At 34.5% G+C, this 23,094-nt stretch carries 21 protein-coding genes; 11 read left to right on the forward strand and 10 right to left on the reverse strand.

What is annotated here, in order from left to right:
- Positions 1 to 2: 2 nt before the first annotated feature.
- The 3 genes from BN1372_RS04240 to BN1372_RS04250 all read right to left on the reverse strand — a co-directional run bounded on the left by BN1372_RS04240 (position 3) and on the right by BN1372_RS04250 (position 1,815).
- Complete coding sequence (locus BN1372_RS04240) at positions 3 to 401, reverse strand: globin domain-containing protein (RefSeq protein ID WP_062197616.1); 399 nt, start codon at positions 399 to 401, stop codon at positions 3 to 5.
- Between the two features lie 124 nt (positions 402 to 525).
- A complete protein-coding gene (locus tag BN1372_RS15660; protein WP_062197617.1) occupies positions 526 to 1,215 on the reverse strand; it encodes a lytic transglycosylase domain-containing protein in 690 nt (229 codons plus the stop codon).
- Positions 1,216 to 1,218: 3 nt separating this feature from the next.
- A complete protein-coding gene (locus tag BN1372_RS04250) occupies positions 1,219 to 1,815 on the reverse strand; it encodes a CYTH domain-containing protein (RefSeq protein ID WP_062197618.1) in 597 nt (198 codons plus the stop codon).
- Between the two features lie 265 nt (positions 1,816 to 2,080).
- On the opposite strand from BN1372_RS04250, the gene BN1372_RS04255 reads away from it, so the two are divergent.
- The 3 genes from BN1372_RS04255 to BN1372_RS04265 are packed head-to-tail and all read left to right on the forward strand — an operon-like array spanning position 2,081 to position 4,432.
- On the forward strand, positions 2,081 to 2,716 hold the full coding sequence (locus tag BN1372_RS04255; RefSeq protein ID WP_062197619.1) for a GTP diphosphokinase: 636 nt from the start codon (positions 2,081 to 2,083) through the stop codon (positions 2,714 to 2,716).
- 14 nt (positions 2,717 to 2,730) lie between these two features.
- Complete coding sequence (locus BN1372_RS04260) at positions 2,731 to 3,525, forward strand: NAD kinase (protein ID WP_062197620.1); 795 nt, start codon at positions 2,731 to 2,733, stop codon at positions 3,523 to 3,525.
- A 58-nt stretch (positions 3,526 to 3,583) separates the two neighbouring features.
- Positions 3,584 to 4,432, forward strand: coding sequence for an RluA family pseudouridine synthase (locus BN1372_RS04265; RefSeq protein WP_062201085.1), 849 nt, complete (start codon positions 3,584 to 3,586; stop codon positions 4,430 to 4,432).
- A 26-nt stretch (positions 4,433 to 4,458) separates the two neighbouring features.
- On the opposite strand, the gene prpE is transcribed toward BN1372_RS04265, so the two are convergent.
- Together prpE and BN1372_RS04275 are read right to left on the reverse strand one after the other, a co-directional pair.
- Positions 4,459 to 5,196 carry a bis(5'-nucleosyl)-tetraphosphatase PrpE gene (gene prpE, locus BN1372_RS04270; RefSeq protein ID WP_062197621.1) on the reverse strand — a complete coding sequence of 246 codons (738 nt, stop codon included), beginning with the start codon at positions 5,194 to 5,196 and terminating at the stop codon, positions 4,459 to 4,461.
- 14 nt (positions 5,197 to 5,210) lie between these two features.
- Positions 5,211 to 6,359 carry an FtsW/RodA/SpoVE family cell cycle protein gene (locus BN1372_RS04275; protein WP_062197622.1) on the reverse strand — a complete coding sequence of 383 codons (1,149 nt, stop codon included), beginning with the start codon at positions 6,357 to 6,359 and terminating at the stop codon, positions 5,211 to 5,213.
- A gap of 197 nt (positions 6,360 to 6,556) precedes the next feature.
- Here BN1372_RS04275 and mgtE point away from each other — a divergent pair, with 197 nt between their 5' ends.
- Positions 6,557 to 7,918 (forward strand): magnesium transporter, encoded by a 1,362-nt coding sequence (mgtE, locus tag BN1372_RS04280; protein ID WP_062197623.1) that lies wholly within the window; start codon positions 6,557 to 6,559, stop codon positions 7,916 to 7,918.
- Positions 7,919 to 8,082: 164 nt separating this feature from the next.
- The gene (gene fabI / locus BN1372_RS04285; RefSeq protein ID WP_062197624.1) at positions 8,083 to 8,856 is read left to right on the forward strand and encodes an enoyl-ACP reductase FabI; all 774 of its coding nucleotides are present in this window, start codon (positions 8,083 to 8,085) and stop codon (positions 8,854 to 8,856) included.
- Between the two features lie 260 nt (positions 8,857 to 9,116).
- Here fabI and BN1372_RS04290 read toward each other — a convergent pair whose 3' ends face one another.
- The 5 genes from BN1372_RS04290 to BN1372_RS04310 form a co-directional block, all read right to left on the reverse strand.
- Complete coding sequence (locus BN1372_RS04290) at positions 9,117 to 10,781, reverse strand: recombinase family protein (RefSeq protein WP_230198799.1); 1,665 nt, start codon at positions 10,779 to 10,781, stop codon at positions 9,117 to 9,119.
- 56 nt (positions 10,782 to 10,837) lie between these two features.
- Positions 10,838 to 11,041: a transposon-encoded TnpW family protein gene (locus BN1372_RS04295; RefSeq protein ID WP_062197625.1), complete on the reverse strand. Its 204-nt coding sequence runs from the start codon at positions 11,039 to 11,041 to the stop codon at positions 10,838 to 10,840.
- Between the two features lie 109 nt (positions 11,042 to 11,150).
- The gene (locus BN1372_RS04300) at positions 11,151 to 11,903 is read right to left on the reverse strand and encodes a phage major capsid protein (protein ID WP_147515335.1); all 753 of its coding nucleotides are present in this window, start codon (positions 11,901 to 11,903) and stop codon (positions 11,151 to 11,153) included.
- Positions 11,904 to 12,132: 229 nt separating this feature from the next.
- On the reverse strand, positions 12,133 to 12,618 hold the full coding sequence (locus BN1372_RS04305) for a phage NrS-1 polymerase family protein (protein ID WP_407656469.1): 486 nt from the start codon (positions 12,616 to 12,618) through the stop codon (positions 12,133 to 12,135).
- Between the two features lie 39 nt (positions 12,619 to 12,657).
- On the reverse strand, positions 12,658 to 13,266 hold the full coding sequence (locus BN1372_RS04310) for a hypothetical protein (protein WP_062197627.1): 609 nt from the start codon (positions 13,264 to 13,266) through the stop codon (positions 12,658 to 12,660).
- Positions 13,267 to 13,623: 357 nt separating this feature from the next.
- On the opposite strand from BN1372_RS04310, the gene BN1372_RS04315 reads away from it, so the two are divergent.
- From BN1372_RS04315 to BN1372_RS04340, 6 genes are all read left to right on the forward strand, one after another.
- Positions 13,624 to 13,830: a helix-turn-helix domain-containing protein gene (locus BN1372_RS04315; RefSeq protein WP_062197628.1), complete on the forward strand. Its 207-nt coding sequence runs from the start codon at positions 13,624 to 13,626 to the stop codon at positions 13,828 to 13,830.
- A gap of 18 nt (positions 13,831 to 13,848) precedes the next feature.
- Positions 13,849 to 15,795, forward strand: a complete 1,947-nt coding sequence (locus BN1372_RS04320) for a site-specific DNA-methyltransferase (protein ID WP_062197629.1) — start codon at positions 13,849 to 13,851, stop codon at positions 15,793 to 15,795.
- Between the two features lie 14 nt (positions 15,796 to 15,809).
- Positions 15,810 to 18,779 (forward strand): type III restriction-modification system endonuclease, encoded by a 2,970-nt coding sequence (locus BN1372_RS04325; protein ID WP_062197630.1) that lies wholly within the window; start codon positions 15,810 to 15,812, stop codon positions 18,777 to 18,779.
- A 66-nt stretch (positions 18,780 to 18,845) separates the two neighbouring features.
- Positions 18,846 to 19,682 carry an ATP-binding protein gene (locus BN1372_RS04330; protein ID WP_062197631.1) on the forward strand — a complete coding sequence of 279 codons (837 nt, stop codon included), beginning with the start codon at positions 18,846 to 18,848 and terminating at the stop codon, positions 19,680 to 19,682.
- Between the two features lie 1,334 nt (positions 19,683 to 21,016).
- Positions 21,017 to 22,111 carry a HesA/MoeB/ThiF family protein gene (locus BN1372_RS04335; protein ID WP_062197632.1) on the forward strand — a complete coding sequence of 365 codons (1,095 nt, stop codon included), beginning with the start codon at positions 21,017 to 21,019 and terminating at the stop codon, positions 22,109 to 22,111.
- The gene (locus BN1372_RS04340) at positions 22,104 to 23,045 is read left to right on the forward strand and encodes an LpxL/LpxP family acyltransferase (RefSeq protein ID WP_062197633.1); all 942 of its coding nucleotides are present in this window, start codon (positions 22,104 to 22,106) and stop codon (positions 23,043 to 23,045) included. Before BN1372_RS04335 ends, BN1372_RS04340 begins: the two co-directional genes overlap by 8 nt.
- Positions 23,046 to 23,094 lie beyond the last annotated feature (49 nt).

The following is a 23,094-nucleotide window of genomic DNA, read 5'->3' on the forward strand; positions in this document are numbered from 1 at the left end:
TGCTATTCCCCTTTCTGTATATCGGTCTCTTGATAGGTGTTAATCATATGATGAGCGACTTTTTCAAGATGTCCATAGAAGAAAGTTTTCATTGGCTCCTCTAATTTTACTTCTTCCATTGCTTCTCGCATACAAGAAAGCCATGCAGTTGCACGCTTTGGAGTTATTTCAAATGGGAGATGACGAGCACGTAACATTGGATGCCCATGTTCTTCTGAATAAATAGGAGGCCCCCCTAAAAATTGCGTTAAAAATTGATTTTGTTTTCTAGCTGTTTCGGTTAAGTCATCTGGAAAAATTGGTTTTAAATCCGGATGCATATGGACCCTTTTATAAAAGGCGTTTACTAACTCCCATAATTTCTCTTTTCCAATCATTTCGTAAGGCGTCTTCTGTTCCATTTTCAAACTCCTTTATTCTCTAAACTAAAATGTAGTTTTATTGTAACTAAGTTCATACATTCCCGCAAACATTCTGTTTTCTTGTAACCAATAGAAAAAACTACCGAGAAGGTATCGATAGTTTTTATAACGAACGTAAAGTAGTTAAAATTTTTGTAATGTAATTTTGTGTTTCTTTAAAAGGTGGAATGCCACCATATTTTTTTACATTGCCAGGACCAGCATTATAAGCAGCAAGAGCTAACTCCATATTTCCTTGAAAACGGTCTAGCATTTGTCGTAAATATTTCGTTCCCGCTTCAATATTTTGTTTCGGATCAAAAGGATCTGTCACACCTAAACTCCGTGCTGTTGCCGGCATTAACTGCATGAGACCAGAAGCACCACTTCCACTTTTTGCAAAAGGATTAAAGTTTGATTCTTGTTTAATGACGGATTTAATGAGATTCACATCGACTCCAAACTTACTACTTGCTTCTTTAATGAAAGCATCAAAAGGGCTCGATAACGCACCAGATGAAGCAGTGGCTACTGGTGGTTGCTTTGCTTTTATTTGACTTACGCTAGCAGGGAAGGATGAAAGAAGTGTTGACTTGCTAGGGTCTAAGAAAGCAAATTGGTATAACCCTTGTTTTGCTAATACAGGTGCAGAAGGTTTCTGTTGATTCAGAATATCATTTAGTTGTTCTTTTAGTAGAGTAGAAAATAACGATTTCCCATCTCCTTCGGCTAACGGGGAAGGGGGAGGGGATGATTGATTTAATTGTTGTAAAGCTGTTAATTCATAAAAATAGTTCATGAGATCAACTCGCATAAATTATAACTCCTTTTTGTTCTGTTCGGTAATCCGCATTTTTTCTTCAAAAAACCGTTGGATTTTATTTTTCGTCGTTCGTTTCGGTATGTTAAATTGCGACAATAAGTCTAAAAAGATAGATTCCCCTTTTTGAAAATCAGAAACCTCATATTCGACCTCATAATCTTCACATTGTAGGTATGTACTTACATCTAAGACGAGCAGTCCGTCTTTAAAAGGAATGTGCGCTCTTTTCGTTGACAGTTCTCCTAATAGGACAAGCGGATTTTGTTGAGTGATTGGAAAAATACCTTTTTTCACTGATCCTTCTGGCAGCTTGCCTTCTACACGTAGCGTTTGTGCTTCTTGTTCGTTTAGGAGTTGGTGTGTTTCTAACAGTCCTTCTTTATATGGTTCTTTTAATGTCAACACCTGTTTTCCATGTTTTCGGCGAATTCGTAGTGCACATGTATGGTCTTTTAAATGAAATTGTCTTGTATCAAAATAAGCGTTTTGTTGAATGAAAAAATCCTTTCCCGTTAATTGGAAATGGTGAAGGAGCTTGTAAAATTCCGTTTTCGTTAGTAAATTTTTAAATTCAATTTCATATTCTTGCATCGTTTCCCCATATTTCTTTATTTTCTTCTTCTTATTATGACAAAACAAAGAAAACTCTACAAGGTAAATTATGAAAAGTGATATCCGCAAAAGACAAAATTATGTGATAAACTATAGGTGTAGAAGAGATAGTAAAAAAACAATCATGAGCGGAATAGATTGTTGAACGTGGTCTTTTTAATCGTAAAAAGCTTAAAGGTGTCATGCCCAAAAAAGTGGGGATATCATTTGAGCTTATTAAGTAATATGGTCGGTGGTGAGGAAAATGGAAAATTGGGATGTGTTTTTAGCTCCATATAAGCAAGCAGTGAATGAATTAAAAATCAAGTTAAAAGGAATTAGGGAACAATATGAACAAGTCGCCCAACATTCACCGATAGAATTTGTTACTGGTCGAGTGAAACCAGTGAATAGTATTATTGCAAAAGCAACGCGAAAAGGAATTTCACTTGAACAGATCGAAACTTCTATTCAAGATATTGCTGGTATTCGAGTAATGTGTCAATTTGTAGAAGATATTCAAATGGTATTACATTTACTTCGTAACCGGAATGATTTTCGAATTGTCGAAGAAAGGGATTATGTCAATCGGACAAAACCAAGTGGATATCGTTCCTATCATGTTGTCATTGAATATCCAGTGCAAACGATTGCAGGAGAAAAAATTATTTTATCTGAAATTCAAATTCGAACATTGGCGATGAACTTTTGGGCAACGATTGAACATTCTCTCCGGTATAAATACCATGATAAAATTCCAACGGATATACAAGAACGCTTATTAAGGGCAAGTGAAGCGGCTTTTCAATTAGATGAAGAAATGTCGCAAATTCGCGAGGAGATTCGGGAAGCGCAAGAAGCATTCCACCGAAAAAGTGAAGAAAAACACACGACAAAATAAAGAGGTGCAAAAAGATGAAATTTGCTACTACATCTCGAGGAGATGAACTTTCAAATTCATTACAAGAAAAAATTCGAACATATTTGTTAGAATTCGAATTAGAGCATGATGAAGAACAACCGGATATTGTGATTTCGGTTGGGGGAGACGGAACGCTTCTCCATGCTTTTCATAAATACCAACATCGTTTAGAAGAAACTGCATTCGTTGGGATACATACTGGACATTTAGGTTTCTATGCAGACTGGGTACCAAGTGAAGTAGAAAAACTAGTCATTCATATTGCCAAAACACCATTTCGAATTGTGGAATACCCCTTATTAGAAGTAACGGTACGTCATTTTGATGGAGAAAAATCAGCACAATACTTAGCGTTAAACGAATGTACGGTAAAAAGTATGGAAGGCTCGTTAGTGATGGATGTGGAGATTAAAGGGGAGCCATTTGAAACATTCCGCGGAGACGGTCTTTGTATTTCTACCCCATCTGGAAGTACAGCTTATAATAAGGCGCTGGGGGGAGCTATTTTACACCCAAGTTTAGAATCTATTCAAATTTCGGAAATGGCATCGATTAATAACCGTGTATTCCGTACGATTGGTTCGCCTTTAGTGTTACCAAAACATCATACGTGTTTATTAAAGCCAGTGAATGATGTAGATTTTAAAATTACGATTGATCATTTGTTTTTAGTGCATAAAAAAGTGAAATCTATTCAGTGCCGAGTAGCAGAACAAAAAGTTCGCTTTGCTCGTTTTCGCCCATTTCCGTTTTGGAAACGTGTGCGTGAATCATTCATCGTGGAATAAGGCGGGATGAAACGTGGCTTTTCAATTAACATGGAAAGTAGAAAAAGAGCAAAAGGGAATGCTACTTCGTGATTATTTACGAACAGAAAAACAAATTTCTAGGCGACTATTGACCGATATCAAATTTTCAGGTGGAGCGATTTTTTGTAATCAACAAGAAGTAAACGTTCGTTATCTCCTTCAAGAAGGAGATATGATTACCATTGTTTTTCCGAATGAAATAAAAAGCGGTATGATGCAAAGTACGGAAATGGACTTGTCGATTTTATATGAGGATGAAGCGCTTATCGTTGTCGATAAACCTGCTGGAATGCCAACGATTCCATCAAGACTTCATCCCTCTCATTCATTAGCAAATGGACTGTTATTTTATTATGAAACAAAAAGAATCCCATCGACGATTCATATTGTGAATCGATTAGATCGGGATACAACTGGTCTCGTGTTAATAGCAAAACATCGCTTTATTCATTCTATTTTATCGGAACAACAAAAAAACAATGAACTTCAACGAACGTACGAAGCATTTGTGGAAGGAAATGTAACAAAAGACAATGGAACGATCGACTTACCAATCGCAAGAAAAGAATCTAGTATTATCGAGCGTACGGTTGATCCTTCTGGTCGACGGGCCATTACGCATTTTCAAGTCGTCAAACGATATGATGATTTTACCCATATGCGCTTTTCACTCGAAACAGGACGAACCCATCAAATTCGCGTGCATATGCAAGCGGTTGGTCATCCGCTTTTGGGAGACGAACTGTATGGCGGAAAAACAACGTATATGAAGCGTCAAGCGTTACATAGTCAGGGAGCGACATTGATTCATCCATTAACGCAACAAAAAATGACGTTCGTTGCGCCGTTGCCGGAAGATATGCAACAAATGATAAAAAACAGGTAATGCTTTTTTTACGCATTACCTGTTTTTTATTCTAACGTTCGTAACTTTTTTTGTACGAGTGGCATCGAAGACGGAACAGAGACGAGTGTCTTTTCTGGATAACGTAATGCTGTTAATTTCCCGCCAAACACACAACCTGTATCAATGTTGTACGTGTTATTTATCACATAAGGTTCTAGCATAGGTGTATGACCATAGACAATGGTTCGTTTTCCAGTATACTGTTTTGCCCAATTTCTACGAACAGGGTTTCCTTTTTCATCAAATTTTCCTGTAATATCCCCATAAAAAACAAATGTTTCTACTCGTTTATCGTACCGACCAATCCATTCTTCCCGAATACCTGCATGACAGACAATTAACTGATCTTCATCTAATCGTAAGTATAAGGGAGCTTGTTCGTATAAAGACATAAATGTACGGTGTATTGTTTGTTGTTCTATTTCCGGTAACGCCTTGTATTCTGCAACCGTTGTTTCTAGACCGTGTGTTTGTTTGACGTTCCGTCCGCGGAAGAATCGATACAATTTATTGCAATGATTTCCTGGAACATATTTTGCAACGTTTTGACGGACCATGTTCGATACAAGGGTGATCATCTTTAATGAATCTGGGCCGCGGTCTGTAATGTCACCAACAAATACAACCGTTCGATTTTCTGGATGAGTTGGCACTTCTTTTGATATATCGTATCCTAATTTGTTTAACAAATGAAGACATTCATCATAGCACCCATGAACATCCCCGATAATATCATAAGACATAATGGTCACACCCTTTAATCAAACATAAATTTTCGGGTTCTCGATCGAACATTTAATACTAGTCCGATAGCTAACATTGAAGTAAGCAAAGAAGACCCACCGTAACTTAAAAATGGAAGTGGTATTCCAGTTATCGGTAATAATTGTATACCCATTCCGATGTTTTCAAAAATTTGGAATGTAATCATTCCGACAATACCAGCAGATAAGTAACTACCAAAAGGGTCATTACTTTCAATTGCAATGTGAATCATGCGATAAATTAAAATGAAAAATAACGAAATAACCAAACTAGCTCCGATAAAGCCAAATTCTTCGGCAATCACACCAAAAATAAAGTCTGTATGTGCTTCTGGTAACCCAACAATTCCAGCTTCATAACCTCGTCCATATAAGCCACCTGACCCGACAGCTTGCAATGATTTTACGAGTTGAAACCCGATTGTTCCTTCGTATTCGTATGGATCAAACCAGCTAATAATCCGATTTGATTGGTATTTTTCCAATGGAAAAAATTGTGGAAAAACAAAATAGATATAGGTAAGCACTGCAATGAATAAAATTGCGGATAATACCATCGTTATAATGATCTTCCAATTCACTCCAGACACCAAAATAAGTGTGAAAATAATCGCTACTAACACTAATGTTGTTCCTAAATCTGGTTGTTTTAAAATTAGTGCAAGTGGTAAGAGAGAAGCTAGTGCAATTTTCCCTACTAATAACAAGTCTTCCCGAATCGTTCGAATCGGATACGTTTCATTATGTTTTGCAATAATATGACTTAACGTAATAATTAAAAATAATTTCATTAATTCTGACGGTTGAAATTCACCGAAGCCAGGGATATTATACCAACTTGTAGCCCCTTTTCTCGTTACCGTTCCCGGCACACCTAGTGAAAGTCCGAGTAACAGGGCAACTCCAATTCCATAAATGTACCATGTTACGTGTCGCAAGCGGTCATAATCGATAATCATTACCGCGACAATTCCTAACGCACCAACTGCATACCACATAATTTGTTTAATGTGGAAATTAGCTGTTTTAAAGTGAGCAGGTAATGGTGCACTATAAATAGCAACCGCGCTGATAATCATCAGTAAAATTAAAACGAACACAATTGTATAATCAATTTTACTTCGTTGTTGATTTTTATCCATTGATTTATCTACCTCATTTAAAATGAACTGTATATAAAAAACACTATTCTTATCTTAGCAAAAAATGAGAGCGTATGGGAATAATTTAATGTTTCGTTCATAAGAAATATTTCTTCCAATTGTTTTATCATGTTACAATAAGGAAAGTCCATGATAGATATTCGTATTATATTTTAGGAAACGGGGGGGAGACGAACGTGGAAAAAGGAAAGGATTATAAATTAGCCACTATTTTTTACACGATTCGAAAAGCGGTTCAAACAGAAGATATCGATACGTTTCGTAGGGAATTTACGAATCTTCATCCGTATGAACAAGCCACCTTTTTTGTCACTCAAAATGAAGAATTACGTCGGATTATCTATTCTTTTTTGTCTCCCGATGAAATGTCTAGTATTTTTGAAAATCTCGAAAAAGAAGAACAAACCGACTTTATTACTGAAATGTATCCTAGCTATGCAGCGATGATGTTATCAAACATGTTCGTTGATGATGCTGTCGATGTATTAAATGAACTTCCTTCTGAACAAATTGCTAGTTTTTTAGCGCTTATGGATAAAGAAACGGCAGATGAAATTAAATCACTTCTTCATTATGAAGAAAAAACAGCCGGAAGTATTATGACGACGGAGTATGTAGAAGTTAAAGACCATTTAACCATTGGTGAAGCAATCCAAGTGTTAAAAAAAGAAGCAAAAGAAGCGGAAACGATTTACTATATTTTTATTACTGATGCTAATCAAAAATTATCGGGAATTATTTCGCTTAGAGAATTGATTGTAGCCCCGGATGATGGATATGTAAAAGATTATATGGTAGACCGAGTCGTTTCCGTATATGTGGAAGAAAACCAAGAAGAAGTAGCTAAAAAAATGAGTGATTATGACTTTGTAGCTCTTCCGGTTGTCGATCATCAAAATCATTTATTAGGGATTATTACCGTTGATGATATTATCGACGTATTAGAAGAAGAGGCTTCCGATGATTATTCGAAATTAGCCGGGGTAACGGATATGGAGACAAATCCAAGCGCTTGGCAGGCAGCAAAAAAACGATTACCATGGCTTATCGTATTGCTGTTTATGGGAATGGCGACAGCTAGTTTAATTAGTGTATTTGAGGATACGTTAACTAAAATCTCTATTTTGGCGATGTTTATTCCATTAATTGCAGGGATGGCTGGTAATACAGGGACGCAAGCATTAGCTGTAAGTGTTCGCGGAATTGCTACGGGGGAATTAGATAAACAAAGTCATTTTTCAATGCTAGTAAAAGAAGCAGGTACTGGTCTTCTAATTGGTGGCGTATGTGGAAGTTTAGTAACAGCTATCGTATTTATTTGGAAACAGCAATTCTTTTTAGGGTTATTAATTGGGTTTTCGTTATTTTGTACGTTAATCGTCGCTACGATTGCAGGAGCCTTTATTCCACTTGTGATGGAAAAATTGAATGTGGACCCAGCAGTAGCAAGTGGCCCGTTTATTTCTACTATCAATGATTTAATTAGTATTTTAATTTATTTTGGAATGGCAACTGTATTTATGGAATATTTATTATGAAAATATCTGCAAAAGGAAGAGTGTATCCCTCTTCCTTTTTTTTGTGTTAAAAAAGAATTCTCCATGATAGATGGAAAAAAGAAGTGCGTCTTATTTTTTTGTATGTTATAATTATATGACCAGGTACTAATAATAAGTAATAATCTTTCTGAGGAGGAACCGAAATGACAGATTTATTAAAAGATAAAACGATTGTCGTTATGGGAGTAGCAAATAAACGTAGTATTGCATGGGGGATTGCCCGTTCTTTAAGTGATGCAGGTGCTCGTTTAATTTTTACATATGCAGGGGAACGTTTAGAAAAAAATGTTCGTGATTTAGCAGCTACATTAGATCGAGATGATTCGATTATTTTACCGTGTGATATTACGAATGATGAAGAGATGAAAGAAACATTCCAAAAAATCAAAGAAGAAGTAGGCGTTATTCACGGCTTAGCACATTGTATTGCGTTTGCAAAAAAAGAGGAATTGGAAGGAGAATATTTAAATACAACTCGCGATGGCTTTTTATTAGCACAAAATATTAGTAGTTACTCATTAACAGCAGTTGTAAAAGAAGCTCGACCACTAATGACAGAAGGTGGCAGCATTGTTTCGATGACATATTTAGGTGGAGAACGTGTCGTTGAAAACTATAACGTAATGGGTGTAGCAAAAGCATCACTTGACGCAAGTGTTCGTTACTTAGCAGCTGATTTGGGAAAACAAGGAATTCGTGTCAATGCAATTTCTGCAGGTCCAATTCGTACACTAGCCGCAAAGGGAATTTCAGGATTCAATTCCATTTTAAATGAAATTGAAAAAAAAGCACCGCTTCGTAAAAATACAACACCAGAAGAAGTCGGAGATACAGCGTTATTTTTAATGAGCCACTTATCACGTGGTATTACGGGAGAAATCATTCACGTAGATAATGGATTTAACATTTTAGGATAATGCATGTGCATGATAAAGAAATCTTTCATTAGTGTGGTGCTAGTAGTGATGAATAGGTTTTTAAAAATTGGCATAGTCTAAATGCTTTAGGCTATGCCTTTTACCTTGCTTTCTACATCCATTTATTTCCACTTCAGGTGGACGCTTTCCGCGGGCATGGCTTGAGCCTCCTCGGAAGAAGTTCACTTCCTGCGGGGTCTCAAGACTCATGCTTTTCCCGCTGGAGTCGCCACCTTACGTTCCAATCAACTAGGTTACATCTACTTACTTGGTATGGTTTCAATTGCTCCTATACAGTTGTAGTAAATTTTAATGCGTTGCTCTTGTTTTCCATTTACCTTTTCAGCTTGATAAACAATAATTTTATCGACAAACTCTCGTATTAATTCAGGACTGATTGTACTGATTTCCGTATGCCCTTTCACTAATTGTAGAAATTGTTTTGTGTTGATGATGTTTTCTCTCGCTTTATTTAACTCAGCCTGTAATTGATGCATTTTAACTTTTAATTCAGATTGCTCTGCCTCATAACCTTCAGATATTTTATGGAAGCTGCCATCAGATATTTTACCGAATACATTATCTTCATACAGTTTTTCAATAATCGTATCGAGTGATTTCATTCTTGCTTTCACTTCCTCAAATGTTCGTTCATCTTTCCGTTGTTTTTGAGATAAGTCACGTTCAAATTGCTGAAGAACAACTTGTGTAAATTCTTCTTCGTGATTTCTCGCAAAAGCTGTAATGCGTTTTAAATCTTCCAGTAACAGTTGTTCTACGACTTCATTTCGAATGCGATGTGAAGTACACATTCCTTTTTGTTTTCGGTAGGTTGCACAGACAAAGTATTCTAAGTGCTTAGGAATTCGCTTCCCGCGTACTTGATAAAGTTTTGCTCCGCAATCTGCACAAAACATCATCCCAGATAATACACTCATCGGTCCCAGTTTTGCTGGTCTCCGTTTTCCTTCTCGTATCTTTTGCACGACTTTCCATGTTTCTTCATCAATGATTGCTTCATGGGTATTTTTGAATACTACCCAATCTTCAGGGTCATTCCATATCTTCTTATTCGTTTTATAGGATTGTTTGCGTGTTTTAAAGTTTATCGTATGCCCTAAATATTCCTGTTTTTCTAAAATGTTTGCAACTGATCGTCCTTGCCAGGCAAAGGGATTACTTGGTTTTCGTGCAGCAATATTAATGCCTTTATTCCGAAAGTGAACACTTGGCACGATAATTTCTTTTTTCTTAAGTTCCCTTGCAATTTGCGTTGGACCAAGTCCAGAAATACACAGTTTGAAAATTAAGCGAACAACTTTCGCTGCTTCTTCATCGACAATCCATTTCGTATTATCATCGGGATGTTTTAAATACCCGTAAGGTGCAGTTGTAGATAAAGATTTGCCTGATTGTCCTTTTGATTGAAAGCTTGCTCTAATCTTCTTACTTGTGTCTTTGGCATACCATTTATTGATTATATTTAAGAATGGTGTGAAATCACTGTCTTGCTGATTGGTGCTGTCGATTCCGTTATTAATGGCAATAAATCTTACGTCTGCTTCAGGAAATACAACTTCTGTATAATAACCAACTTTCAAATAATCTCTCCCGAATCGTGACATATCTTTAATAATGACAGTATCGACAACACCTGCTTGTACATCAGCAATCATACGATTAAAGTCGGGACGATCAAATGTTGTTCCACTAAAGCCATCATCGACATAAAACTGCGTCGGATAAAACCCATTTTCTTCTGCATATTTCTGTAAGATAGCCTTTTGATTCACAATACTATTTGAATCACCCGCAAGTTCATCATCTCTTGATAATCTACAATAAAGTGCTGTTACCTTTTCTGAATCAGTACGAATCGCTGAATAATGATTGATTGGTTGTTTCATCATGGACTGTCTAAACATTTTTACCTTCCTTTCCGACAGTCTTCAAGCGGTTTCGTACTGTGTATATTACCGTACTACCTTGAAGAAGTCGACTTATTCTCGCTATAATTAACACAATATAAAGCTTGATGTGATGCTTGTTTAGCATCGTTTTCTATGCGCCTTTTCAGTTTTTGAAAAACGGTTTCTCTTGCTGTATCACTTTCTTTTACTTCTATTAAATACGTGATTTTATCAATCTTCTTTTCTATGAATCGAATAGGTGGTTTTTCTACCATAATATTTGCTCCTTTTTTCGCTGAGTAAATTCACTCCACTAAGCCCAATATTGGACTAAGCGAATAGTATTGATGCACAGACCCCAAAAGTGGGGTCAGCAATAGTTGTTTATTTTATCTGTAATAGTTGAATGGCGTCTGGATGAATCAGCTGTCCATCTACTCGTTCATGCGCTAGATATCCAAATTCATTTGTTCGGCTATATAATTCCGTTAAAGCTTTCATAGCGATTGGTTGACGTTCAACTACCCAAAAGTATGACAAGTCACCAAACAGAATGGCTTTCTTTCCTGTCTCCACCGTTGGCATATAAGCTGAAATGTGTACAGGCTTACCGAAGATGGTATTATTACTATCGTTGAAAAGAGGAAGTCCATTTTCGTCTTTTAACTTGCGCAAGTTCATGGCTGTTTCATCGCTCATGATAAACACAGATTTTTTACGATAGTGTACATCTACACTAAAATATAAATCGACCAAATCGTCATAACTAATTGTTCCAGCGTCATTTGTAGTAACAGATGCATCCTTTTGTAAAAGACCTTGCGGCTCTGTCAGACCATTTCCATTTAAGAACTTATTTTCTTCTGCTCGTCCGAATCGTTTCGCAAAGTCCGTGCATAAATATTTCTCTAAATCGAATTGCGTGTCTAGAATAAATGACTTTTTCAGTCTTGTAATATTAGCAAATTTAAAGGTATTGATTTTAAAGGGGTGAATCGTGTCATTATTTTCTGAGATACTTTCACCTTCCGCAACAATTTCTGCTTCACCCGTTGAAGTGACCGCATGAATGACACCATCTTGACTTTCTGTTTGAATAACTGTTTCTAATTGACGAAAGATGTTTTCTTCTTTCATTGTTTCATTGACTTATTTTAGTGATGGTGACGGTAAAGCTGAACTTCCATTTTCAGTGATAGATGCTAACACACTTCAATCGTTTTCTTTTCCTTTCATGGCATTCCAAAAGTTTGTGTATATTTCATTTTCTAATGTAAACATAGTTTATTTTCCTCCTAATAATTTTAATTATTTATTTGATAGGGATAAGCAACAGATAAGTATGCCTTTATCGGAAGGGTGTCGATTAAAACGACACCCATATACCCACCCCACCTATATACCCTGTTTGAAATCGCGACTTTTTGTATGACGTTCCTCGCCCGTTGTAGACGAACCATTTCTTTCGTTCAGGAATATAGCGGGCAACCGACTTGTAGTAGTCAGCAAACAGATTACTATTACCAATATCTGTACAAGTGTAATGATTGTTTTTAAATGGTTGCATGGCTTGAAGTCGTTCGAGTTCATCTTCTGTAAAATCATCTTGCGCTGAACTAATGCCATATGGTTTATAAGTTGTAAACACATTTCGTCTTGCGGTTTCTAAGGTGATTTGACCGTAAGTTGTACCACTCTGTTTACGATCCCATTTATCCCGCATTAAACCACTCTGGCGAAAAAGTCTGTCCATCTGCTTAATATCTCGACCACACCAAAAAGCTAAAATACTAGCAAGTGATAAATCGACTTCACTTCGTGATTCATAATCGGAAATATCACCATTCCACAGCTTTTTAAATTTCTCACCATTTGATGAGTTGCTCGCCTTTTAAATGACCGATTCTTCCGATAAATACGACACCGCTTTATCTAAATCATTTTGAGTCACGATCGACGGACGTTTCATAAAGGTTTCTAAAAACTGTGGTAATGTATCCGTCATATCTTCTAGCTTTTCATCTTGAAACACATCGCCTGTCAGTGTTAGAAAATGTTTTGTCACCCCAGCAATATAGACTTCAATATCAAGTTTTCGGTTATTGATATAGTAGGTGGCTGTATCGTACGTATAATTAGATGCTTTAAAGTAAATATGAAGGCCTCTTCCAGATGGACTTTTCTCGATATAGCAGTTTGAAAAATAATCGATCACATTTTGTGCAATTTCATTTAACTCACCCACTTCATTTACACAATCATCTAAGTCAATTGCGCAAATGACATGGCTGACGATAAAACCAATCCCATCATATTGATGCATGACTTTTACCGCTTCATGATAAGAACAAAAGGTGCTTAAATCATTCGGTCTAGCATAACTTCCTGTCCTAGCGTTATATGGTGCTTTTGTTTTCTTTCCATTTCGTCTTTCTTCTTTCCAGCAACAAAATATATCGTGCTGTTTCATTTCCACTGGAATGTTTTCAATGTCACTCACAGAAAATATACACCTCCTTTGGCAGCAAATTTTTAAAGCTATTCAGTTGTCAAAGAACAAAGAGAGAGAATATCAATCTGTGTATTTGTTTTATGTGCTTTTCACTTATGAACAGTTACAACAATTTTCACAGTTGTATTCAGCCCCTCACCTATATGCGAAAAATCCGACTGATTCGAACCCCTTATAATAAAAAATGGTTGAATTTATCTTTAAGAAATAAAAGATGAGGAATAACTCTCTTACTCATAAGCGAATAAAAGTCTAAAACCGAACCTTTTACTATGAAACAAGTGAAAATATCACGATTAAATGATAAAATAGAAATGTCATTTATCTTTGAGGGAGGAATGTTAAATGGCTGTTTCCTATAAAAAATTTTTTCATTTACTAGTGGATAGAAATATTTCAAATAGTGAATTACAAAAGATGGCTGGTTTTTCAGGAAATATAATGACTCGAATGAAACGAGAGCAGTACATTTCATTAGAAAGTGTTGAAAAGATATGTAACGTTTTAGATTGTAAAATGGATGATATTCTAGAATTTACATCCGATAAATAGAAAGGATGAAATAAAGAAATGATTAAGGATACATGGGAAAAGAATGAAAATGCAACGACAAACAAAAAAGAAATAACTGTATTAAAAGAACATTTTCCAGCTTGTTTTAAAGAAGATGGATCGTTTGATTTAGAAAGATTTAAAGAATATTTAAGCGAAGATATTAATGTAGTAAATGAAGGTTATGAATTGAAATTTCTTGGGAAAAATTATGCGAGGTTACTAGTAACATTAGAAACCGAAACAGTCATTGTGCCTAATGAAGAACATAATCAAAAAGAAGAAAATAAAGATAGTGAAAACATATATATTACTGGAGATAATTTAGATGGATTAAAGCATTTATTAAAATCTTATGCTGGTAAGGTGAAGTGTATATACATTGACCCGCCATATAACACGGGATCAGATGGCTTTGTTTATAATGACAACTTTAATTTTACAATTGAAGATTTAACTGAAAAATTAAGTATAGGTGAGGAACAGGCAAAAAGGATTTTAGATTTAACAAAACGAGGCTCAGCTTCACATTCTGCTTGGTTAATGTTTATGTATCCTAGATTACAACTTGCTAGAGATTTATTGTCTAATGATGGTGTGATTTTTATTTCGATTGATGATAATGAATTATCAAACTTAAAACTTTTAAGTGATGATATTTTTGGCGAGGAGCATTTTATTGCACAGATTACAACCTTGAATAATCCTAGGGGACGATCTCAAGATAAATACTTTGCAACCAATCATGAATACATTCTAGTATATTCAAAAACAGAATTACCTAATAGGGCTTTATCTATTGCAAAAGAAAACAATCAAATTGAAAAAGAATACCCTGAAATTGATCATGAAAATAGAAGGTATAGATTAATTGAATTAAGGAATACCCATAGAGAGTTCGGCAAACATAATCGTTCAAATTTATACTATCCAATTTATTATAATAAAAAAGAAGATTTGATATCCTTGAAAGAGAAAGAGGGCTTTTTCCCAATTTTCCCTAATTGGAATGATGGATTTGAGGGTTGTTGGACATGGGATATAAAAAAAGCAGAGAAAGATTTGGAACACTTGCAAGTTAAGGAGGTTAACGGGGCGTGGAAAGTTTATAGAAAAAACTATGGTAAGGGTTCCATGAAAATGCTTAAAACAATCTTTGATGATAAATCATTTTATACAGATAAAGGTCAAGCTGCAGTATCAAAATTATTTAATACTAAATTAAAAGTATTCGAATTTCCAAAAGCTGTAGAATTAATTAAGCAGGTTATAAAAACCTGCTGTAAAGAAAATAATGATATAGTTTTGGATTTCTTCTCTGGTTCAGGAACAGCGGCACATGCATTATTAGAACTAAATGTAGAGGATAAAATTAATAGAAATTTTATTATGGTTCAATTGCCCGAAAAAATTAATAAAGGCAGTGTTGGTTATAATGAAGGTTTTTCAACAATTGATGAAATTGGTCGAGAACGTATTATTAAAGCTGCAAACAAAATTAAGGAAGAAAATCCCGACACTAACATTGATTTAGGGTTTAAACATATTACTTTAAAAGAGCCTACAAACGAAACTGTAAATAAATTGGTAGAATTTAATCCGGATGAAAATAAATTATTTTCCGATAAAACATTGCTAGACGAATTTGGTGTTCCAACAGTTATCACCACATGGTTAAACAATGATGGTTATGGGTTGACGACTGAAGCAGAAAAATTGGTATTTGCAGGTTATGACACGTATTACAAAGATAAGCATTTATATTTAGTCCACCCTGAATTACCAAATGAATCCATTGAAGAAATTGTTGTAAAATATGAAACAGATGGGAACTTTAATCCAGAAAATATTGTGTTATTTGGCTACAGTTTTACATGGACAGAACTAGAATCACTGAAAACAAACTTAAAGCGCCTACAAGATACAGAGAAAAATTTACGTATTAATTTTGATGTACGTTATTAAAAAGAGGGATATCATTGGAACTAATATTACAACGTAATTTGCCTCATCAACAGAAAGCAGTTGATGCTGTAAATGCTGTTTTTAATGGTGTTCAAATTGAGCCTCCTAAGCAGTATTTTGAAAACCCATCAATCAATTTAACAGATGAGAAAATTAAACATAATATCACAAATATTCAAGCTGATTTACCAACTGAATATCGTGGCTTTACACCTCCGACTAACCATTTAAGTATAGATATTAAGATGGAAACAGGAACAGGTAAAACCTATGTTTATACACACATGATGTATGAACTGCATAAAAGATATGGCATTAATAAATTTATTATTGCAGTACCTTCCTTGGCAATAAAGGCTGGGACTGCTCATTTTCTTCAAGATGAATATGTGAAAAAACATTTCACCGATGTATGTGGATATGGAACGGAAATAGAAGTTGGTGTGCTAGAGTCTCTAAAAAGTTGTAAAAAAGGAAGAACATACTTTCCTAGTGTTGTAAGCGATTTTGTTCGGGGTTCTTCACAAAACACAAAGAAAATTCATGTATTACTTGTTAATATGCAACTACTAGCAGTTCGTAAAAACGGTCTTCTTAGTCGTGATGATTATGATTACGGTGCAGAAGGATTTTATCGTCCGTTTGATGCCTTAAAAGCTACAAAACCGTTTGTCATTATTGATGAACCACATCGTTTCTCACGTGATCAGAAGGCATATCAGGTTATTGAGGAAGAAATACAACCACAAAGTATTATTCGTTTTGGAGCTACATATTCCGACATTACAAGTGGTCGTGGAAAGAACAAAACTACGAGAAAAGATTATCAAAATTTATTATATGATTTAAACGCATGCTATTCTTTTAATTTAAATTTAATTAAAGGTGTTGCAAAAGAGCATTTTGAACCAATCTCTAAACAAGCAGAAAAAGTTAAAATAACAACGATAAAAAGAAATGACTATGTAAACTTTCAATATAAAAAGAAAGATGAACCGAATAAAACATTTACACTTAAAAAGGATGATTCACTCTCCGTTATCCATCAAGCATTTGAAGGAATTACGATTGATGCAATCGAAGGATCATTTGTCGTATTTTCCAATGGAATAGAGAAACAAACAGGCGAAGAGCTTGATGTGGATATTTATATGACTTCATACCAAGAACAAATGATGCGCTTAGCATTAGAAAGACATTTTGAAACTGAGCGAGAAAATTTTACAGAACGTAACTTTAAAATAAAAACATTAGCATTATTTTTCATTGATGATATTGCTTCATACCGGGATAGTGAAGATGGTAAAGTTCCTTATTTGAAAAACACATTTGAACAATTATTAAAAGAACGAATTGAAAAGGAACTATCTACACTAACAGAATATGAATCGGAATATAAAGAATATCTAGAAGCCAGTTTAGTAGATATTAGTGCATGTCATGCGGGGTATTTTTCACAAGATAACAGTGATTTAGACGAAGATATTGCAAATGAAGTTGAAACAATATTACATGGCAAGAAACAATTATTATCGTTTAAGAAAAAAGACGGTACACCAAACACATTACGATTCTTATTTTCAAAATGGACCTTAAAAGAAGGATGGGACAACCCTAACGTATTTACAATCGCTAAACTACGTTCAAGTGGTAGTGAAAATAGTAAACTTCAAGAAGTAGGACGTGGACTCAGACTCCCAGTTGATGAACATGGTAACCGAATTTCAAATGAGGAATTTCAACTTAATTACATAGTTGATTTTACTGAGGCAGACTTTGCAGAACGACTTGTTGAACAAATTAATGGGGAAATTCCACAAGCTGCAGTCATTACAGAAGAACAACTTGCTAAAGTTGCATCTAAACTTGGCATAACTTCCGATGATTTATTTGATATTTTATATGATAAAAAGTATATCGATCGCAAAATGAATATTAATATAGAAACACGAGATGAGTTCTTTGCTGAATTCCCGGATTTTGAACTGGGCTTATCATCAGGAAAAGTTAAAGATAGAAATAAAAACAAACCAAAACCAGTTAGAATTCGTAAAGGTGCTTATAATGAAATACGTGAGTTATGGGAAAAAATAAATCAACGTTACCTACTCTTTTATGATAGAGATTTAGATAAAGATATGAAGGATGTTGTTTTGTCCATCTTGGAAGAACCAGGTGTGTTTACAGATGTTGTAATGACAAGCTCACGTGAAATTATTCAAAGTGATGGAACGTCCATGACCATTGCAGATAAAACAGGTTTACAATATGTTGTTTCTAGAACGATTCCGTATAATGAATTTTTATTAAGAATTATGAGAGGTACAAATATTCCAATTGAAACGATGCATCAGTCGATGTGTGAATACGTTGAAAAAAATGGGGACATTGATTCGAAATATATAAATGAAAGTTCTGTTAGTGTCATTATTCAAAAGTTTAACGAATGGAAGAACACAAATTTACAAGGACGTTTCCATTATGCTAAAAGTGAAACACCAGTTACATCAACAGCACTTTCATACGAAGATGGAAGTCCACGAGAAACAATCTCACAAGGTAGAATTGGAACAAAAATTGCTCCTGGTACACCGAGCGATAAATATTTGTATGACGCTTTTGCTTATGATTCACCGCTGGAACAGAAGAATATTTCTACTGATATAGAAGAAGTAATTGTGTACGGAAAAATACCAAGAAATAGTATCGCAATTCCAACGATTACAGGTGGAATGTATAGCCCTGACTTTATGTATGTTGTAAGACGAGCAACAGGTGAAAAAGAATTAAATATAGTCGTTGAAACAAAAGATGTTGAAGATAAGACCAATATACGTGGCACAGAAAATGCAAAAATAGAATGTGCAAAGGTATTTTTCAATGTGTTATCTGAAGATGGTTATAAAGTTTACTTCCATGATCAATTAAACAATAAACAAATGGCGCAGATAATTAAAGAGGTTTTGCGGGATAACAATGACTAAGGTATTAACAATAATATTTAAAGACCAGATTTATCAATCAAATATCTAAAAAATTAGGGGGAAGGCATGAAAACTATACCTATCACAATTAGAGATATGAAATATCCACAAATGATTGATATGAACAATACATTGCATTCATTTATAAAAGAACACAAAAATAATCTTTCATTTACTTTTGATTTTAATAATTTGAAATGGATTGACCCATCGGGTGCAGTTATTTTTTTGGAAACGATTAAAAATTTAGAAGAAGAAAATATTAAACTAGAATATATTGACTTAGATTTGACATCTTCCCCTGTACAATACGGTTTGAACATAGAAATATTCCAAGAGTTGGGGATTTCGGAATTAGGTAGTAATGAAGAAGGGTTGACTTATTTAGCGCCAAAAAAAGTTTATAAAAATGAAGTTTATGATTATATAAAAAATCATGACTATAGTATGGAAAACTTTTTTGATATCCTATCAGAAAAAATCACTAATAAAGTTATTAGGCAGTCAAATATGACGAATGATAAATTAACAAGTCTTTTCAGTTATGTTGTTAGAGAATTAATAAGAAACATATTTGATCATTCTAAAAGTGAATATTTTTACTATGGTTCACAATACTTACCAAACAAAAAGATTGTAGAACTGGTAATATCGGATAGAGGTGTTGGTTTAAAAAATACAATTCCATTTGATACAGAAGAAAAATGGCTTGATTTAGATACTACTGAAAATGCAATACAAAAGGCATTTACACCAGGAGTAACCGCTGCAAGTAATCACAGCTATGCACCACAGGATTATTGGAATTCAGGATTTGGGTTGGCTATGGTAAAAAGTCTTGTATCAGCAGCAGATGGTACTCTTAGCATAGCTACATCTGATAAAGCCATTACCTATAATTAAACTGAAGAATGGTATGATTGTTATATAAAGGGTACAATTTTAAGATTAAGAGTTGACTTGGACAAACTAATTCTAGTAGATTTTGATAAACAGTTAAACAAGGTTACTAAAGAAGCGCAATTGTTAAATGAGAATTTTATTCCTTCAAGAAAGTCTCAAATATTATAAATGTAGGTTAAAAAGCCGAGTAACGAACATATATCATTCGTTACTCGGTTTTCATCTCCGCTTAAAGCCTGTCATTCCGCTACTTAACTGTTTTTTAGCGCTACTTCCTCATTTTGAAGTGGCGGTCTTTCTGTACGTTAATGATGGATAAATAGGCTTTACATAGAGAAAAGACGGACAAGGTTCTTTGTTTAGAGAATGAGCCATCACGTCTGATCCTCTATGTAAGCCTATTTTTTTTGAGTGCTATTAAGTAGGCTAATTATTTTATTACTGTTCTCATACTAGATAATAACCGGTTTTAGTAGAATGATTTTTCTTGCATTTGTTCCTCAGGCATTTAAACGGGTTCATTATATTTTTCTCCATACAGTCATTCTTTTGGAAGCATAAAAGGGTACCAGATCCATCAGACATATAATATCCGATGGCCCTTCTAGTATTCATTATTTTGTTAAACTTCTAGTGTTTTTTTCTATTCAGGTCCCATTCATTTTAGGAGAATGTCGCTTTTTTCCCATGCAAAAGCATCAAAATAATCAGCTTGTACTTCAAAATACTCTAAAAATCAGAACGTCTTATGATGAAGGTACATTTTTTCTCAAATAAAAGATGATTTTTTCCATTCATACCGCCCATAGTCTTAATAAAAAGTTAACTTAAAAGGAAGTAGTAATCTTCTACTATTCTATTATCCACCATAATAATAGTACTAATATAATATGAAAAATAAATTATAAATTTACTATTTTTAAAAATTCAAAAAAATAATAGTGATAAAAATACCATGATTAAATACCTATTTTTCTTGAGGGAAGAAAAAACAACTAGAAACAAAGATACTAAAAACCTCCTCATATAGTAAATTCTATAGAGAAAAAGACTTGTTTTTAACTAGAAATATTGTTAAATATAACCTTTCGTGTATAATGAATCATGAGCTCAAAAAGAAGGAGGTGTTACAGGATGAAAGTAGTTAAAAAAGGTGAACAAGTTCGTTCTCAATCTTGCACAGCGAATATTTTCATGTAATGTTTTACCCATTAACGAAAGCCTATGTTTTTTCATAGGCTTTCCCTTATTTATGATTTTTTCCTGTATTTCTATGAAATGTATAACAAGAAAAAACATTCATAGTATAACGAAATAGACGGGAGTGAAAGAATTTGGGTAACAACCAATTTGTTGTTCATACTTCAGTAGAAATTTATAGTGAAAAAGAAAAAGTGATTCACTTTTTACTTGGAAATCAAAATCGACATATTACCTATGAATATGATCCAGCGTTTTTACAACTAGCTTTATTTTTATCCAAACCTCATACAGTGCAAGAAACGGTAGAGGAATTACAAAAACAACATTTTCATGTCAATGAAGAAGAGGTTAAGCAAGCTATTTTTTTATTATTTAGTGATTCGATTTTAAAAATAGTTAATTCAGACAATAACGCAGCTACAATGTCTACTATTTACAACCGACAACTTGATTTTTTTGAAGAGTTTACAGATGGACAGAAAAGTGCGACACAATTTCAACAAAGACTTCATGATGCAAAGGTTGTTATTTTGGGATTAGGTGGAATTGGGTCGTGGATTGCTTACTCTCTTGTTCAATCCGGAGTCAGACAACTTACGCTAGTGGATGGAGATAGGGTAGAAGAAAGTAATTTAACGCGGCAAGCTGGATATCGTGTACAAGATATTGGACGATTAAAAGTAGATGCATTAGCAGACTTTCTACAACAAATAAACCCAACCATATCGCTTCAAACACATGCTATTCATTGTAAGGAGACTACTGATTTTATTAGCATTTGTGAAGGGAAAGATTTAATCATTAGTTGTATGGATGAACCAAATTCTGTAATACCTGGTCGTTGGATTCATCAAGTGGGGCATACATTACATATTCCGCATATGATTAGTGGTGGATACCGTGGTCATTTAGGGTTGATTGGACCTACCATTATTCCTGGTAAATCCGTTTGTTATGAATGTATCGTAAAAGCAATTGAAGAGGAATACCGAGATTGGAAACTTCTAAAACCAGCGGGAAAAGTAGGAACAATCGGTGCATTGTCAGCGGTAATTGCCAATCTACATGCATTTGAAGCTATTCGCGTGTTAACTCATATTTCTGAGCCAGCGATGCTGAATAAAAAAGGAGAATTTGACTTTTTACATAATCAATTTGTATTACGGGAATACAAGGCACAACAAAATTGTCCGTATTGCCGGAAAAAGGGTGACGAAAATGAATAAAGAGATGACAAGGTATTTAGAAGGATTTTTTAATGTATTAGCACCACTTGAAGTACATGAAACATTTAAAAATATGGCATTGCTACCGCCAACGCAACTTTTTTCTTTTATGAAGGCCGTGCGTACAAAAGAAATGGAACAACTGTTAGAAACTGATTTTTGGAAACATCATCGACAAATTATTCAACAAAACGTATCTTTTGTCCAAGCAGAATCACTTTTTACGGAGCATGAGATAGATGATTTGATGAAATATTTATTTGTCGATTGTAACATTTGGGTTCTTTTTTTAGCTATCCAAATACAAAATGAATCATTTGTTCAAAATCACCTTTCGTTCCATCATGAAGAACGAGTAATAAAAGCACTCGAAGAAGGAAATGGTGTCATATTAGGCCAATTACATTGGGGCCCTTTTCAATTGTTGGCACCAGCTATGTTATATAAAGGATACTCGGTGTTTCAATTTTTCGGCGAAAAAAATGCAGAAAAATTAATGAGAAATTTAGTTTCCGTTTATTTTCCTGAAGAACAAAGCAAAGCATTTAAAACAGTAACCGTACCGGAAAATGGATTTTTGTTTAAGGCAATTAAAGCATTAAAACGTAATGAACTCGTTTCTATTCCGCTCGAAGTAAGTGGTTCTGATATAAAACCGAAGCAAGTTGTCTCTTTTTTAGGAGAAAAAGTGTATGCACCAGAGGGAGCGTGTGCAATGGCGCACCTTTCAAAAGCACCTATTATCATGGTACGAGTGGAAAGCGAAGAAGATCATCTTCATATTTATTTTGATCCTCCAGTGTATGTAGGGCAAAAAAGTGAAATAGAAGAGAAAAATAAATTTCTTTTTGCGAAAGCAGAGGCATATGTGAAGGAAAAGCCGGAACAATGGCGAGGGTGGTCCTTTTTAGAGCAAATGCTTGTAAAAAAGTGAAATAGGCTTTTATCGTCGTGACATTTATTCCTTACTTTCATAGTATGTA

It is taken from the genome of Massilibacterium senegalense (genome assembly GCF_001375675.1).
Classification (GTDB): Bacteria; Bacillota; Bacilli; order Bacillales; family Massilibacteriaceae; genus Massilibacterium; species Massilibacterium senegalense.